At 65.2% G+C, this 13,974-nt stretch carries 16 protein-coding genes; all 16 read left to right on the forward strand.

Features of this window, described 5'->3' with window-relative positions; genetic code table 11:
- The first annotated feature begins 22 nt into the window (after positions 1-22).
- Positions 23-844: an SDR family oxidoreductase gene (locus AC56LN_RS07470; protein ID WP_499570697.1), complete on the forward strand. Its 822-nt coding sequence runs from the start codon at positions 23-25 to the stop codon at positions 842-844.
- Between the two features lie 17 nt (positions 845-861).
- Entirely contained in the window at positions 862-1,293 is a 432-nt protein-coding gene (locus tag AC56LN_RS07475; RefSeq protein WP_499570698.1) for an acyl-CoA thioesterase, read from the forward strand.
- Positions 1,294-1,439: 146 nt separating this feature from the next.
- The gene (locus AC56LN_RS07480; protein ID WP_499570699.1) at positions 1,440-2,186 is read left to right on the forward strand and encodes a beta-ketoacyl synthase chain length factor; all 747 of its coding nucleotides are present in this window, start codon (positions 1,440-1,442) and stop codon (positions 2,184-2,186) included.
- Positions 2,176-2,946, forward strand: coding sequence for a lysophospholipid acyltransferase family protein (locus tag AC56LN_RS07485; RefSeq protein WP_499570700.1), 771 nt, complete (start codon positions 2,176-2,178; stop codon positions 2,944-2,946). The genes AC56LN_RS07480 and AC56LN_RS07485 overlap by 11 nt, the downstream gene beginning before the upstream one ends.
- Positions 2,939-3,193, forward strand: a complete 255-nt coding sequence (locus AC56LN_RS07490) for a phosphopantetheine-binding protein (protein ID WP_499570701.1) — start codon at positions 2,939-2,941, stop codon at positions 3,191-3,193. Before AC56LN_RS07485 ends, AC56LN_RS07490 begins: the two co-directional genes overlap by 8 nt.
- A gap of 9 nt (positions 3,194-3,202) precedes the next feature.
- A complete protein-coding gene (locus AC56LN_RS07495; RefSeq protein WP_499570702.1) occupies positions 3,203-3,493 on the forward strand; it encodes an acyl carrier protein in 291 nt (96 codons plus the stop codon).
- Between the two features lie 4 nt (positions 3,494-3,497).
- Positions 3,498-4,043 (forward strand): COG4648 family protein, encoded by a 546-nt coding sequence (locus tag AC56LN_RS07500; RefSeq protein ID WP_499570703.1) that lies wholly within the window; start codon positions 3,498-3,500, stop codon positions 4,041-4,043.
- Complete coding sequence (locus AC56LN_RS07505) at positions 4,036-5,733, forward strand: ApeI family dehydratase (protein ID WP_499570704.1); 1,698 nt, start codon at positions 4,036-4,038, stop codon at positions 5,731-5,733. The genes AC56LN_RS07500 and AC56LN_RS07505 overlap by 8 nt, the downstream gene beginning before the upstream one ends.
- Positions 5,734-5,740: 7 nt before the next feature.
- Positions 5,741-6,814, forward strand: coding sequence for a class I SAM-dependent methyltransferase (locus AC56LN_RS07510; protein WP_499570705.1), 1,074 nt, complete (start codon positions 5,741-5,743; stop codon positions 6,812-6,814).
- Positions 6,815-6,816: 2 nt separating this feature from the next.
- Positions 6,817-7,557: a glycosyltransferase family 2 protein gene (locus AC56LN_RS07515; protein WP_499570706.1), complete on the forward strand. Its 741-nt coding sequence runs from the start codon at positions 6,817-6,819 to the stop codon at positions 7,555-7,557.
- Positions 7,545-8,495, forward strand: a complete 951-nt coding sequence (locus AC56LN_RS07520) for a lysophospholipid acyltransferase family protein (protein WP_499570707.1) — start codon at positions 7,545-7,547, stop codon at positions 8,493-8,495. The genes AC56LN_RS07515 and AC56LN_RS07520 overlap by 13 nt, the downstream gene beginning before the upstream one ends.
- Positions 8,482-10,041 carry an HAL/PAL/TAL family ammonia-lyase gene (locus AC56LN_RS07525; RefSeq protein WP_499570708.1) on the forward strand — a complete coding sequence of 520 codons (1,560 nt, stop codon included), beginning with the start codon at positions 8,482-8,484 and terminating at the stop codon, positions 10,039-10,041. The genes AC56LN_RS07520 and AC56LN_RS07525 overlap by 14 nt, the downstream gene beginning before the upstream one ends.
- Complete coding sequence (locus AC56LN_RS07530; protein ID WP_499570709.1) at positions 10,034-10,468, forward strand: acyl-CoA thioesterase; 435 nt, start codon at positions 10,034-10,036, stop codon at positions 10,466-10,468. Before AC56LN_RS07525 ends, AC56LN_RS07530 begins: the two co-directional genes overlap by 8 nt.
- Complete coding sequence (locus AC56LN_RS07535) at positions 10,465-11,067, forward strand: outer membrane lipoprotein carrier protein LolA (protein ID WP_499570710.1); 603 nt, start codon at positions 10,465-10,467, stop codon at positions 11,065-11,067. Before AC56LN_RS07530 ends, AC56LN_RS07535 begins: the two co-directional genes overlap by 4 nt.
- The gene (locus tag AC56LN_RS07540) at positions 11,064-13,442 is read left to right on the forward strand and encodes an MMPL family transporter (RefSeq protein WP_499570711.1); all 2,379 of its coding nucleotides are present in this window, start codon (positions 11,064-11,066) and stop codon (positions 13,440-13,442) included. Before AC56LN_RS07535 ends, AC56LN_RS07540 begins: the two co-directional genes overlap by 4 nt.
- Complete coding sequence (locus AC56LN_RS07545; RefSeq protein ID WP_499570712.1) at positions 13,420-13,974, forward strand: DUF3261 domain-containing protein; 555 nt, start codon at positions 13,420-13,422, stop codon at positions 13,972-13,974. Before AC56LN_RS07540 ends, AC56LN_RS07545 begins: the two co-directional genes overlap by 23 nt.

The raw sequence follows: 13,974 nt of genomic DNA on the forward strand, positions 1-13,974 counted from the left end.
AATACCGGACATTTGTGGGATCATGGTGCTTTCGCAACGCGGCATCGTACTTACATCGGGGGCGGACGTGGGCATTGAAGTCAATTTCGAAGGAAAAATCGCCATGGTCACCGGCGCATCGAGCGGCCTGGGCGCGCGGTTTGCCAAGGCCCTGGCCGGCGCCGGCGCGCAGGTCGTGCTGGCATCGCGCCGCGTCGAGCGGCTCAAGGAGCTGCGCGCCGAGATCGAAGCCGACGGCGGCGCCGCGCACGTGGTACGGCTCGATGTGACCGACCTTGGCAGCATCAAGGCGGCCATCGCCCATGCCGAGACCGAGGCGGGGCCGATCGATATCCTGATCAACAACTCGTCCGTGTCGTCGACCCAGCGCCTGATCGACGTGGGCGAGGATGACTACAACTACATCATGGACACCAATTTGCGGGGCGCGTTCTTCGTGGCCCAGCAAACCGCCAAGCGCATGATCGCGCGCGCCAAGGGCGATCCGCGCAAGCAGCACCGCATCGTCAATATCGCCTCGGTGGCCGGCCTGCGGGTGCTGCCGCAGATCGGCGTGTACTGCATGAGCAAGGCCGGCGTGGTGCAGATGACCAAGGCGATGGCGGTGGAGTGGGGCAAGTACGGCATCAACGTGAATGCCATCTGCCCCGGCTATATCGCCACCGATGCGAACGAAGATTATTTCGAGACCGAGCAGGGCCGCAAACTCGTCGAAATGTTGCCACGCAAGCGCGCCGGCCGGCCCGAAGACCTCGACGGCCTGCTGCTCCTGCTGGCCGCCGAAGAAGCCCACTTCATCAACGGCGCCATCATCACGGCCGACGACGGCATGATGGCACACTAAACGCCAGGAACCACAGAATGAGCAGTGAGACTACCGCACCGAAGCTGGTGCACACCATGCGCATGCCGATCCGCTGGGGCGACATGGACGCCATGGGGCACGTCAACAATACCAATTACTTCCGTTACATCGAATCGGCCCGCATTGCCTGGCTCGAGCAGGTCGGCGGCTTGCCCGATTCGCGCGACCAGGGTCCCGTCATCGTCAACGCGTCGATGAACTTTCTCAAACAGCTGACCTATCCGGGCGAGATCGAGGTGCGCACCTTCATCGCGCCGCCGGGGCGCTCGAGCATCGAGGTGTCGCACGAGATCCGTCTGCTGGATGCGGACGGCGTGCCGGGCGACCTGCACGCCAATGGCATGGCCAAGGTCGTGTGGGTCGATTTCAAGGTGGGCAAGTCGGCCCCGTTGCCCGCAGCATTGCGCGGCGTGCTGCCCGTGACTTGATCAAACGCAGGTCCGGCTTCATTAGTGTTGCAAATTTTCTGATTTTCACCACTTAGTATTTCCCCGGAGGAAACTGAACGATTATAATCGTGCCAGTTTTCCCGGGCGCCATCAGGCGCGCGCCGATTCCCTATTGATGGCATGGTATGTACGAGAACGAGGTCATCTTCTCCATTGCGCGTCACGCCGCGTGGTCACCCAGCGTAACGACGCAGGAAGGGTGGGCCGCCTGGTCTCAGGCGCCGCGGCTACTGACGCAGGGCGAAGAGCCCAAGGTTGCAGCGATGCCGCCGATGCTGCGCCGACGCGCTGGCCTGCTTGGCCGCATGGCGCTCGAAGTCGCCTATGGCTGCATCGGTCAGGACCGCGATGTCCCGACCGTGTTCTGCTCGCGACATGGCGAGGTCGTGCGTTCAGTCGAGTTGCTGCGCGACCTGGCGCGGGGCGAGCCGCTGTCGCCGACCGCGTTCGGCCTGGCCGTGCACAACGCGATCGCCGGGCTGTTTTCCATTGCCCGCACCGACCGCGCCAACCATGTTGCACTGGCCGCTGGCGCCGCTACCTTCGAGCATGCCGTCATCGAGGCTTGCGGCCAATTGGCCGACGGCGCACCAATGGTTTTGATCGTGGCTTGTGATATGGCGCTCCCGGATCCGTTCGCGGCATTCCAGGATTGCGACGAGCAGCCGTTTGCGTTTGCCTGGGCCATCGTGCCTGCGCAGGCCGGGGTGCCTTCCCTGCGCCTGGCCTGGCAGGCGACCGATTCTTGTGATGCAACCATTCCGCGTATGCCCGGCGGTCTTGATGTGCTGCGTTTTCAGCTGAGCAACGACCGCCTGCTGGTGCGCGACGTAGCCGGCAAGCGCTGGTCCTGGCGCCGCAATGAGCAGTAGCATCGGGCGCTTCTGGCGCGTTCTTGCGACGGGTTTTTCCTTCGCGCTCTTTGGCGTTGGTGGCGTGGTGCTGCGCGTGCTGGTATTTCCGCTTCTGTCGCTGTGCGTACATGAACCGGCGGCGCACCAGCGCGCCGCCCGCGGCGCGGTGAGCATGAGTTTCCGGGCCTTTGTCGGTGTCATGCGCCTGCTCGGCGTGCTGCGCTACGAGGTGCGCGGCCTGGACAAGCTCGATCGCAAGGGGCAGCTGATCCTGGCGAATCATCCGACGCTGATCGACACCGTGTTCCTGATCGCGTTCGTGCCCAATGCCGATTGCATCGTCAAGGGCGCATTGTCGACCAACCCGTTCATGCGCGGACCGATTCGCGCCGCCGGATACATCCGCAACGATCGGGGCCCGGACCTGGTCGGCGATGGCATTGCATCGCTGCGCGCCGGTGGGAACCTGATCATTTTTCCGGAAGGGACGCGCACGCCGCCTGGCAGCACGGCGACGTTGAAGCGTGGCGCTGCCAATATCGCGGTACGTGGTCTCAGGGCCGTGACACCGGTCGTGATTCGCTGCAATCCTCCCACGTTGGGGAAGGGCGACAGGTGGTGGCATGTCCCGCCGCACCAGGCGCATTTTCGCATCGACGTCCTGGACGATATCGCGGTAGACGATTTTGTCCGCGATGCCTCCGAGGTCGTCGCCGCACGTCGGCTCACCGATTGCCTGCAACAGTTGTTTATGAAAGAAAGTCAGCACCATGCTTGAACTGGAAGTGAAACACCTGATCATCGATGTTCTGCAGCTGGAGGACATCACGCCCGAGGATATCGACAGTGAGGCCGCCCTGTTCGTCGATGGCCTGGGACTCGACTCGATCGACGCGCTGGAAATCGGCGTCGCGCTGCAAAAGCGTTATGGCATCACCCTGTCGGCCGAATCGCAAGAAACGCGCCGTCATTTTGCGTCGGTGCGTGCGCTGGCATCGATGATCGAAGTAAACCGCAAGAAGTAGGAGAAGGACATGGTACGCATTGAAGACATGAACCGCGACGCCTTGTTCGTGTGGGTCGCCGACCTGCTGGCCGAGATGTTCGAACTCGATCGCGCGTCGCTGACGCCAGCATCGAACCTGTACGCCGACCTGGACATCGACAGCATCGACGCGGTCGACCTGGCTGTAAAGCTCAAGCAAATGACTGGCAAACGCCTGCAGCCGGACGTGTTCAAAACGATCCGCACGATCGATGATGTGGTCAATGCGCTGGTTGCCCTGACCACGGCACCGGCCGAGACGCACGCCGAAGCGGCGTAAATCCGTGCACTGGAATGTCCTGACGGCCCTGCTGACAGTCGTGTATCCGCTGGCGATCTGGCTCGGTCACGACCGTATCGAGCCGCGCTGGCTGGCGGGGCTGCTGTTGCTGACCGTCGCCACCCGCCTGCCCACGGTCAAGATTAGCGGGCCTGCGCGCTGGAGCGCTGTCGGGGCCCTGATGCTGGTGGGTGTTGCCGTTGCGGCGAATGTCGTCCTGCCGCTCAAGCTGTATCCGGCGCTGGTCAATGGTGCGATGCTGGCCGCGTTCGGCGCGAGCCTGATCAAGGGGCCGTCGATGATCGAGCGCCTGGCGCGCCTGCGCGAACCGGACCTGCCGCCGGCGGGTATTCTCTACACGCGCCGCGTGACCCAGGCCTGGTGCGTGTTCTTCGTCATCAACGGCGCCATCGCGCTGGGCACGGCCCTGTTCGCGTCGCATGCCGTCTGGTCGCTCTACAACGGCGTCATTGCGTACGTCATGATGGGTGCGATGTTCGCCGGAGAGTATCTGCTGCGCCTGCGCTTCAAGCGTTTGCACCATGCGTGACCTGTTTTCCCTGATCGCAGCGCGTCGCGAGGACGCCGTTACCGGCTGGCGCGACGGCGCGCCTGTTACGCACGGCGCATTCCTCGCGCGTGTTCGCGCCTGGGCCGCACTCGGTGCGCGCAGCGATGCCAGCCGCGTGGCGCTGTATCACGATGACAGCCTTGAATTCGCCGCGGCGCTGATCGGCGCCTGGCTTACGCACAAGACCGTGTGGATGGTGGCCGATACGTTGCCGGCCAATTGCACCGCGCTGGCTGGCCGGGTCGACGCGTTCTGGGGCGCTTTTCCTGCCGACTGCGGGGCGGTCGCGGCGGGTTGCCACGACGATTGGCAGGAAGCATGGCGCATGCCGGGCGACGATTTCGCAGCGCTCGTCGTCTTCACGTCGGGCAGCACCGGCGAACCGACGCCGATTCCGAAGCAGTTTTCGCAACTGACCAGTGAAGTCGCGGCACTCGAGCGCCAGTTTGGCGCCGGCCTGCACGATGCGCACGTGATCTCGACCGTCTCGCATCAGCACATCTATGGCCTGCTGTTTCGTATCCTGTGGCCGCTCGCCGCGGGCCGCCCGATTCATGCGGCACGGCATGAGTTTCCCGAAACGCTGGCGCCAGGTCTGGCGCAGCAACCCTGCATTCTGCTGGCCAGCCCGGCCCACCTGAAACGCATGCCCGCGCACCTGGACTGGACCGGTGCAACGGGCATGCTGCGCGCTGTGTTTTCTTCGGGCGGCATGCTGGAACAGGACGCATCGATCCATGCCGCCTGTCTGCTGGGCCATGCGCCGATCGAGGTGTATGGCAGTTCGGAGAGCGGCGGCATCGCCTGGCGCCGCCGTGATGCGGGTGAATCCTGGACGCCGCTGCCGGACGTGCGCTGGCGTATCGGGCCTGCCGGCACGCTTGACGTGGCCTCGCCGTACGCCGGCCCGGTGCCGTGGCTGGCGCTGGCCGATTGCGTCGAGGATGCCGGCGCTGGCCGCTTCGTGCTGCGCGGGCGCGCCGACCGCATCGTCAAGATCGAAGAAAAACGCATCGCCCTCGATGCCCTCGAAGCGGCCCTGGTCGCAACTGGACTGGTGTGCGAAGCGAAGATCATCAGCCTGCAGCAGACCGCACGCCAGGCGCTTGCGGTCTTCGCGTTGCCAAGCGAGGCGGGGCGCGCGTTGCTGGCGGCCGACGGCAAGCTGGCACTCAACACGCGCCTGCGCGCAGCGCTCAAACCACTGGTCGAAGCGGTCGCGCTGCCACGCCGCTGGCGCTATCTCGAGGCCTGGCCCGTCAATGCCCAGGGCAAGACGACGGTCGCGGGTTTGCTGGCGCTTCTTGACGATGCGCCGCCGGAGCGCCCGCGCTATCCGCTGATCGAAGTGCTGGAGGCCGAACCGGCGCGCGCGCTGCTGGCGCTGACGGTCCCCGAAGACCTGCTGTATTTCGACGGCCACTTTCGCGTGGCGCCTGTTTTGCCAGGCGTGGTGCAGCTTGACTGGGCCATTCATTACGGGCGCTTGCATCTGGGCCTGACGGGCGCATTCAATGGCGTCAATGCACTGAAGTTTCAACAAATGATCCGCCCGGGCCTGCCGGTACGGCTCGAGCTGGTCCACGACCTGTCCAAAGGCAGCCTGAATTTCCGCTATTTCTCGGACGCCGGCGCACATGCCAGCGGCCGCATCCAATTAGGGTCATGAGCATCGCATGCTGAACAAAAAATTCTCGCCCGAGGGCCAGAGCGCATTCGCCGCGCGCTTCGACGCGCAAAAAATCGCCTACGGTCCGGTGGTGTTCCAGTGCGTGCGCTATGCCTGGAAACGCGGCATGCTGCAAACGATCGCCGATGCCGGCGACACCGGCCTGTCGATCGAGATGCTGGCGCAGGATGGCCGCTGGAGCGCGTACGCGCTCAAGGTGGTTCTGGAAACTTGTCTGTCGGCCGGTGTGGTCCTGATCGAGGATGGCCGCTACGCGCTCGACAAGGCGGGCTTTGTCGTGCTGACCGATCCGATCACCCAGGTGAACATCGACTTCAACCACGACGTCTGCTACCAGGCCATGTTCGACCTCGAACATGCGCTCGACGCCGAGCGTCCGCTGGGCCTGAAGGTGTTCGGCGACTGGCCGACCTTGTACCAGGGCCTGTCGCAACTGCCCGAACCGGCGCGCACCAGCTGGCTCGCGTTCGATCACTATTACTCCGACACCTCGTTCCCTGACATCATGCCGGACGTGTTCGCCACCGCGCCGCGGCGTCTGATGGACATCGGCGCCAACACAGGCAAGTTCACGCTCGCCGCGCTGGCCTACGATGCGTCGGTGGAGCTGCATCTGGTCGACCTGCCAGGCCAGCTGGCCGTGGCCGACACGGTGCTGACCGATGCGGGCTTGCGCGCACGCGCCTGCCTGCACCCGACCGACCTGCTGGGCGAGGCCGCGCTGCCGGGCGACATGAACCTGATCTGGATGAGCCAATTCCTGAGCTGCTTTTCCGAGGATGCCATCGCCAGCATCTTCCGTCGTGTGGCTGCAGCGCTGGCGCCGCATGGCCAGGTGCTCGTGCTCGACACATTCTGGGACCGTCAGCGTTACGAGATCGCGTCGTACTGCCTGATCAACACGTCGCCGTACTTCACCGTGCTCGCCAGCGGCAACAGCAAGGTCTATCAGAGCGACGATTACGTGCGCCTGGCACGCGACGCCGGTCTCACCCTGTTGACGGCGCGCGACGGCATCGGCTACTGCCACTCGCTGCTGCGTTTTGCCAGGTTGGACTGATCATGTTCCAGCCCTGCGTCGTCATCCCGGTCTACAACCACGAACATGCCATCGGCAAGGTCGTGGCGCGCGTGCTGGCGCACGACCTGCGCTGCATTCTGGTGGACGACGGCAGCTCGCCGGACTGCGCGGGCGTGCTCGATGCGCTCGTGGCGGAGTATCCCGATCGGCTGGTGCTTGAGCGCCACGTGAGCAACCAGGGCAAGGGCGGTGCGGTGCTGACCGGTTTCGCGCGCGCCGCAAGGGACGGCTACAGCCACGTGTTGCAGGTCGATGCCGATGGCCAGCACAATGTCGACGACATCCCGCGCTTCCTGGCGGCGGCCCGCGCGCAGCCGGCGGCGCTCATTGCCGGTTGTCCGATATACGACGAATCGGTGCCGGCACTGCGCCTGTACGCGCGCTACCTGACCCATGTCTGGGTCTGGATCAACACACTGTCGCTGAGCATCCGCGATTCGATGTGCGGCTTTCGCGTCTATCCCGTTGCGCCGGTCGTCGCGCTGGCGGCTCGCCGCAGGCTCGGCCTGCGCATGAACTTCGATATCGAGATCCTCGTGCGCCTGTACTGGGACGGCATTGAGGTGGTCAGCCTGCCAACGAAAGTCGGTTACCCCGAAGATGGCGTCTCGCATTTCAAGGCCTGGACCGACAACGTCCTGATCACGCGCCTGCACACGGCGCTGTTTTTCGGCATGCTGCCGCGCATTCCACGCCTGCTGGCCCGCACATGGCGAAAGTAAACAACGTACAGGATGCACGCCACTGGGCGTCGATCAACGAAGCGAGCTTCGTCGGCGGCATGCGCCTGCTGTTCTGGGTCTGCCGCGTGTTCGGCCGCTGGCCGTTTCGCACCGTGCTGTACCCGGTGCTGCTGTGGTATGTCGCCACACAGGGCAGGGCGCGGCGTGCATCGAGCCGCTACCTGCAGCGCGTGGGCGCGCCGCACGGCTTCCTCGGCGTGGTGCGTCACTTCGGCGCCTTTGCCGAATCGATCCTCGACAAGATGCTGCTGTGGGGCGGCCTGTTCGATTTTTCCAAAGTGTCACTGCACGGCGGCGCACCGCTTGCCGAGATGATTGCCACCGGCCGCGGCGCGTTGCTTGTGTGCGCGCACCTGGGCAATCTCGACCTGTGCCGTGCGCTGTCCTTGTCGACACCGAACCTGAAAGTCACGGTGCTGGTGCACACGCGCCACGCTCAGGCATTCAACAAGATGCTGGCCAGCCTCGACCCGCGCAGCGAACTCAATCTGATGCAGGTGACCGACATGACGCCTGCGATGGCCATGCAGCTGTCCGAGCGTATCGAGCGCGGTGAATTCATCGTCATCGCCGGCGACCGCGTGCCGGTGTCGCCAGCGCCGCGCATCGTGATGGCGCCGTTCCTGGGCAGCGATGCGGCCTTTCCGGTCGGTCCGTACGTCATGGCATCGGTGCTGGGCTGCCCGGTCTACACGATGTTCGCCGTGCGCCAGGGCGAGCGTCACGAACTGCATTTCGCCTGCCTGAGAGAACGCGTGCTGCTGCCGCGTGCCAACCGCGATGCGGCGCTCGGCGTGCTCGCGGCAGATTTCGCTGCGCAGCTCGAACACCATGTGCGGAGCGCGCCGCTCGAATGGTTCAACTTTTATGATTTTTGGCAAACCCCCGGATCGGAACGTCCTGATGCAGTCCAATGATGTGAACCCTGATGTACGCACGGTCCGTTTCGACCGTGAGCGTCTTACGCTGGAAGACGTGGTTGCCATTGCGCGCGGCACCGCGCGCCCGGTGCTGTCGGATGACCCTGAATTTCGTTCGGCGATCGCGCGCGGCGCCGACTTCCTCGACCGCCTGCTGCGCGAGGATGGCGCCATCTACGGCGTGACCACCGGCTATGGCGACTCGTGCACGGTGGCCGTGCCGCTGTCGCTGGTCGACGAACTGCCGCATCACCTGTACACCTATCACGGCTGCGGCCTGGGCACTTACCTGGACCCGTCGCAAACGCGCTCCGTGATGGCCGCGCGCCTGGCGTCGCTGTCGAAAGGGTTCTCGGGCGTGAGCGTTGGGCTGCTGGAACAGATCGTGCGCCTGTTCGATGCCGACCTGCTGCCTTTGATCCCCAGCGAAGGCTCGGTGGGCGCGAGCGGCGACCTGACCCCGCTGTCGTACCTGGCGGCGGTGCTGTGCGGCGAGCGCGAAGTGCTGCGTGGCGGCGTGCAGGTATCCGCCGCCGACGCATTGCGCGAGGCCGGCATCACACCTCTGCGATTACGCCCGAAGGAGGGTCTGGCGATCATGAATGGCACCGCCGTCATGACGGGCCTGGCCTGCCTGGCATTCGATCGCGCCGCGTACCTGACGCGCCTGACGACCCGCATCACGGCGATGGCTTCGTTTGCGCTTGACGGCAACGATCACCATTTTGACGAGACGCTGTTCTCGGTCAAGCCGCATGCTGGCATGCAGGGGGTAGCCGCCTGGCTGCGCGACGATCTGGCCTACACGGGCCAGCAGGAACGCAACGGCAAGCGTCTGCAAGACCGCTACTCGATTCGCTGCGCGCCGCACGTGATTGGCGTGCTGGCCGACGCGCTGCCGTTCTTCCGCACCGGGATCGAAAATGAGCTCAACAGCGCCAACGACAACCCGATCATCGACGCCGACGGCGAACGCGTGCTCCACGGCGGGCATTTCTACGGCGGCCATATCGCGTTTGCGATGGACAGCATGAAAAATGCGGTTGCCAATCTGGCCGACCTGCTGGACCGCCAGATGGCGCTGCTGGTCGATGCGCGCTACAACGCCGGCCTGCCGGCCAACCTCTCGGGCATGACTGGTGAGCGCGCCGCGATCAACCACGGCCTGAAGGCGCTGCAGATCAGCGCATCGGCCTGGACCGCCGAAGCGCTCAAGCTGACCATGCCGGCGTCGGTATTCTCACGCTCGACCGAATGCCACAACCAGGACAAGGTCAGCATGGGCACGATCGCCGCGCGTGACTGCCTGCGCGTGCTGGAACTGACCGAGCAGGTCGCTGCAAGCATGTTGATCACCGTGCGTCAGGGTGTATGGCTGCGCTGCCGCCTGGATCCGGCGCGTACGCTGCCGGCTCCACTGGCACAGATGCTCGACCAGCTCGGCACGGACATCGCACCGGTGGTGGAAGACCGCCGGCTCGACCTCGAACTGCGCCTTCTGCTTGAGCGCATTCGCGCCCAAGCCTGGAGCCTGTATGCGTAAAGCGAAGCGTCCTGCACGCTGGTGGGCCGAAGTCGAGATGCAGGTGCAGTTCTTTGACCTCGATCCGATGCAGATCGTCTGGCACGGCAACTACGTCAAGTACCTCGAGGTGGCGCGCTGCGCGCTGCTCGACAAGATCGATTACAACTACGAACAGATGCGTGCGTCGGGCTATGCGTGGCCGATCATCGACATGCACTTGCGCTACGCCGGCCCGGCCGCGTTCGGCCAGCGCCTGCTGTTGCGCGCCGAGATCGTCGAGTGGGAAAATCGCCTGCTCATCGAATACGCGATCACGGACGCGATCAGCGGCAAGCGCCTGAACCGCGCCACGACCACCCAGGTCGCGGTCGATATCGCCAGCGGCGAGATGTGCTTTGCCTCGCCCGCCATCCTGTTCGACAAATTGGGAGTTTCCGCACCATGAAAGGCCTTCTGTTATCGCTGACGCTCGTTGTCGGCACCGCCAGCGCGCATGCGGCCGCGCCGATCGCGCAAATCGGCGCAATGCTGGCCAAGCCCGAGCAGTTGTGTGGGCGCTTTGACCAGACCAAGCGCCTGGCCGGCATGAAGAAGCCGCTGGTATCGACGGGCCGCTTCTGCGTGGTCGCCGGCAAGGGCGTGCTTTGGCGTACCCTCAAGCCGTTTGCCAGCACACTGCGCCTGACACGCGACGAGATCATCCACATGCAGGGCGACCGCGTTTCGATGAGACTGGATGCAAGTCAGGAGCCGACGGTGCGCATGATCAACGGCGTGCTGTTTTCGCTGCTGGGCGGAGACCTGGGGCAGCTCGAGACGCTGTTCGACGTCAATGGCAGCATCACGGGCCAGACCTGGAAGGTCGACCTGAAAGCACGCAACGCCGCGCTGGCGCGCGCCGTTGGCGCGATTTCGCTGGAAGGCGGCGCCCATGTGCGCGCGATTCAGATGAACGAAGAGAGCGGCGACCAGACCGCCATCATTTTCTCTGACATCAAAACCGGCCCCGGCGCCGCGTTGCCCGAAGAGGCGGCCCAGCTTTGATCACGCAACGTCGCCTGGCACTGGCCTGGGCATTCATCGTGTGCCTGCTGATCGGGCATAACGCCTGGCTGTGGCTGGGCCAGCGCATCGTGCCGGACACCGACATCCTGACCCTGCTGCCGCTGGACAAGCGCGACCCGGTTCTGCAACAGTCGTTCACGCACATGGTCGACAGCGCGCAGCAGCGCGTGGTTGTGCTGGTCGGCGCGAAAGACTGGAACGATGCGGTCCACGCCGCCGATGCTTACCGCAAGGTGCTCACGCCGCACGGCGCGCTGCTGACGTTCGATGCCATGAGCGACGATACGCAGGCAGGCTGGCTTGCCAGCCTGCAGCCGCACGCACTGCTGCTGGTGGGCGCGGCGCAGGAGCGCCAGATGCGCCAGCAGCCCCCCGAGTTCTGGAAAAACGACGCGCTGGCGCGCCTGTACAACGCGTTTTCCGGTCCCAGGCTCGGCGCGTTCCGCGACGATCCGTTCGGCCTGTTCGCCGGCTGGGCGCAGGAACGTGCCGGCGAAACGCCGGTGCGACCGCGCGACGGACGCCTGTTCGTGGCGGGGGAGGGGCGCGACTATGTGCTGCTGACCTACACGCTGGAAGGATCGGCGTTTTCGCTCGGTGCGCAGGAGGCGGTCGTGCCCTTGCTGACCCAGGCCGCCGATGCCGCCCGCCGCCTGGTACCCGATGCCGACGTCGTCACCGCCGGCGTACTGTTGCACGCCGCGGCAGCCGGCCGCCAGGCCAGCAGCGAAATCCACACGATCGGCGCTGGCTCGCTTGTCGGCATCATCCTGCTGACGTGGCTGACCTTCCGCTCGGTCAAGCCGATCGGCCTGACCTTGCTGGCCATCGGCATCGGCTTTCTGGGTGCGCTGTCCGTGTGCTGGCTGCTGTTCGGGCAGATCCACTTGCTCACGCTTGTCTTCGGCGCGAGCCTGATCGGCGTGGCGCAGGATTACGGCATCTACTTCCTGTGCCATCGTCTGCGCGCAGATCCGGCGCTCGATTCGACCGCGCTGCTGCGGCGCCTGCTGCCGGGCCTCTCGCTGAGCCTGCTGGCTGCGGTGGTGGGCTATACGGGCCTGGCTCTGAGTCCATTCCCCGGCTTGCGCCACATGGCCGTGTTCTCGGCACTGGGCCTCGTGTTTGCGTGGTTGACGGTGGTGTGCTGGTTCCCGGGGCTGATCTCGGGTCGGACGCTCAAGGCTGGCTGGCTGGCGCACAACTACCGCAAGCTCATGCCGCGCTGGCCGCGCGTGTCGAAGCAGCCGAAAACGATCAGTCTGGTGTTGCTGGTGGGTGTGATGGCGATCGGCGGCTGGTTGCAGCTGACAACGAACGACGACATCCGCTCGTTGCAATCGTCGCCGCCCGACCTGATCCGCGACCAGATCAAGTTGAGCAAGCTGCTGGACGCACCGAGTCCGGTCCAGTACTTTCTGGTGCGTGGCGCGTCGAGCGAAGAGGTGCTGCAGCGCGAAGAAGCGCTCAAGAGCAGGCTCGAGGTCATGATCGCGCAGAAGCACATCGCCGGCTACCAGGCACTGTCGAACTGGGTGCCGTCCATGCGCGCGCAGGCCGAGCGCAGGACGCTGGTCGAGAACACGCTGCTGGCTGATGGCGGCCCGCTGTCGCTGTTGGCACAAGAGATCGGTGAAGACCCTCAATGGGCAACCGATACGGCCGCGCACCTGCGCACGAACGCCAGGCCACTCGTTATCGATGATTTCATGCGCACGCCGGCCGCCCAGCCGTGGCGCCACTTGTGGCTGGGCGCGATCGACGTGGGCGGCGTACCGACGCATGCCAGCATCGTCGCGCTGCGCGGCTTGCGCTACGCTTCGCTGCCGCTGCTGGCCGGTGCGGCCAGGGACCTCGACGGCGTGCAATGGGTCGACAAGGTCGGCGGGATTTCGGCGGTGCTGGGCAGTTATCGCGCGACCATGGGCTGGGTCGTGCTGGGCGCGTACCTGGTGGTGTTTGCCGTGCTGTTCCCTCGCTACCGCGGCCGCACCTGGCGCGTGCTGGCGCCGACCGCAGCGGCCAGCCTTCTGACCCTCGCGGTATTGGGCTACACCGGCCAGCCGCTGCAGCTGTTTCACGTGCTGGCGCTGATGCTGCTGCTCGGTGTCGGTGTCGACTACGGCATTTTCATGCAGGAAGAGTCAGCTGACGGCGATGATGCGCCATGGTTGGCCGTTGGCCTGTCGGCCGCCAGCACCATCCTGTCGTTCGGACTGCTGGCGCTGAGCGGCACGCCGGCGCTGCAGGCCTTCGGGTTGACGATGCTGGTCGGCTCGGCGCTCGTGTGGTTGTTCGCTCCCTGTTTTTCCGTTTCCAAGGAATCGATGCATGCAACGCCCGTCCTGGTATAAATGCGCCGCGCCGCTCGCGCTGGCGATCCTTCTTGCAGCGTGCGGCACGGCGCCGCAAGCGCCTACGCGTCTTGGCCTGCGCCTGGCGCCCGCCGCGCTGGGCGAGACCATCAGCGTGCAGCAGCAGCTGACCGTCGAACGCGCCGGCACAAAAAACGACCTGGTTGCCGCGCTCGAAGTCGATCCGCAGCGCGTCAGCCTGGTGGGACTGGCGATGGGCATGCGGGTCCTGAGCCTGGACTTTGACGGGCGTGAGATGAAAGAGTGGCGCCATGCGATGCTGCCGGCCCAGGTGCGTGCTGCCGACGTACTGGAAGACCTGCAACTGACTCTGTGGCCGCTTGCCGAGATCGCGCGCGCTCTGCCGCCTGGCTGGACGATCGTCGATACCGGCTTGCGCCGCACCCTCAGCCGCGAGGGTGCCGTGGTCGCCACGGTCACGTACAGCACGATGCCGCGCTGGCAGGGTACTGCGGTTCTTGACAATGCGCGCTACGGTTATCGCCTGACCGTGGTGTCGGCCACTGAATGA

The sequence above is a fragment of the Telluria sp. ZT3P26 genome, assembly GCF_059686035.1.

Coding starts and splice junctions, on each gene's coding strand:
- AC56LN_RS07470 (WP_499570697.1), top strand. CDS start 23: ATGGTGCTTTCGCAACGCGGCATCGTACTTACATCGGGGGCGGACGTG.
- AC56LN_RS07475 (WP_499570698.1), top strand. CDS start 862: ATGAGCAGTGAGACTACCGCACCGAAGCTGGTGCACACCATGCGCATG.
- AC56LN_RS07480 (WP_499570699.1), top strand. CDS start 1,440: ATGTACGAGAACGAGGTCATCTTCTCCATTGCGCGTCACGCCGCGTGG.
- AC56LN_RS07485 (WP_499570700.1), top strand. CDS start 2,176: ATGAGCAGTAGCATCGGGCGCTTCTGGCGCGTTCTTGCGACGGGTTTT.
- AC56LN_RS07490 (WP_499570701.1), top strand. CDS start 2,939: ATGCTTGAACTGGAAGTGAAACACCTGATCATCGATGTTCTGCAGCTG.
- AC56LN_RS07495 (WP_499570702.1), top strand. CDS start 3,203: ATGGTACGCATTGAAGACATGAACCGCGACGCCTTGTTCGTGTGGGTC.
- AC56LN_RS07505 (WP_499570704.1), top strand. CDS start 4,036: ATGCGTGACCTGTTTTCCCTGATCGCAGCGCGTCGCGAGGACGCCGTT.
- AC56LN_RS07510 (WP_499570705.1), top strand. CDS start 5,741: ATGCTGAACAAAAAATTCTCGCCCGAGGGCCAGAGCGCATTCGCCGCG.
- AC56LN_RS07515 (WP_499570706.1), top strand. CDS start 6,817: ATGTTCCAGCCCTGCGTCGTCATCCCGGTCTACAACCACGAACATGCC.
- AC56LN_RS07520 (WP_499570707.1), top strand. CDS start 7,545: ATGGCGAAAGTAAACAACGTACAGGATGCACGCCACTGGGCGTCGATC.
- AC56LN_RS07525 (WP_499570708.1), top strand. CDS start 8,482: ATGCAGTCCAATGATGTGAACCCTGATGTACGCACGGTCCGTTTCGAC.
- AC56LN_RS07530 (WP_499570709.1), top strand. CDS start 10,034: ATGCGTAAAGCGAAGCGTCCTGCACGCTGGTGGGCCGAAGTCGAGATG.
- AC56LN_RS07535 (WP_499570710.1), top strand. CDS start 10,465: ATGAAAGGCCTTCTGTTATCGCTGACGCTCGTTGTCGGCACCGCCAGC.
- AC56LN_RS07545 (WP_499570712.1), top strand. CDS start 13,420: ATGCAACGCCCGTCCTGGTATAAATGCGCCGCGCCGCTCGCGCTGGCG.